This window comes from Synechococcus sp. H55.10 (genome assembly GCF_047502715.1).
In the GTDB taxonomy this organism is placed as follows: Bacteria; Cyanobacteriota; Cyanobacteriia; order Thermostichales; family Thermostichaceae; genus Thermostichus.
The window spans coordinates 1-814 of record NZ_JANSJJ010000121.1; the positions used below are offsets into that span (position 1 = coordinate 1).

An 814-nucleotide genomic window follows, 5' to 3' on the forward strand; every position below is an offset into this window, starting at 1 on the left:
TCCCCTCTCCGGTGCAGGAAGGCAACCTCCAACCTCAAGGCGAGTTCCCACCTCAAGCGCAGGAGGCGGCTCCCTTTCCCCAGTTTGAGTTTGAGGCGATGAGGGAACAAGAGGCCGACCCCTTTGCTGGGGATCCCTTCTCGATGGGAAGCGACGGCTTTGCCGCTGATGAAATGACTTTTGGCGAGGAAGAAAGCTTTGCGGCTCCTTTTGAGACAAGGCTAGAATGGGAGCCGGCGGATCCGTTTGCCTTCTCTCACCCGCTGCCCGCTAACCCTCAGGTAACGCCACTGAGGGTTCCAGGCGGGACCGACTTGCAAGCAGGCAGGGAGCAGCATCAGACAGGAACGGCAGTCGATGCCGATTTTGCATTACTAAACGAAATCGCACAGCAGAACATCCAGGATTCAGGCAGCGATTTTATCACGCAGGTGGCTAGCGATGCGGACTTTCCCGAGGAGATAGGCTTCTCCCTACCCACTTTTGCGGAAGAGGAGGTGGGATCCCTAGAGGAGAGCTTGCCAACAGAATTGGCTGCCCCCATGAGTGAGCCGATCCCTGCCCCCGAAGAAGACACGACCAGCGTTGCCTCCGCCCCTTTCGAGCTCGATGAGCTGGACCGTCTGGATCGCGAACTGGCCGGCATGGATGGCAGCGAGCCAGCGGCCTTTTATCCCGAGGAGGGCAAGACGGGAGAGACGAGTAAAACGGTACCAAGCCTGCCTACGCTCACTGTTCCTCTCCCTAGCCTATCCGGGCAGGAACTGCCTAGCCGACTGACGGCCAATCAGTTGACGCTGGCGCTGATCCAAGG

1 pseudogene is annotated in these 814 nt (G+C 59.0%); it reads left to right on the forward strand.

Annotated features, from left to right (window positions below):
- Nucleotides 1-143 precede the first annotated feature (143 nt).
- A pseudogene (locus NW858_RS08160) lies at nt 144-814 on the forward strand (methyl-accepting chemotaxis protein); the annotation flags it as partial.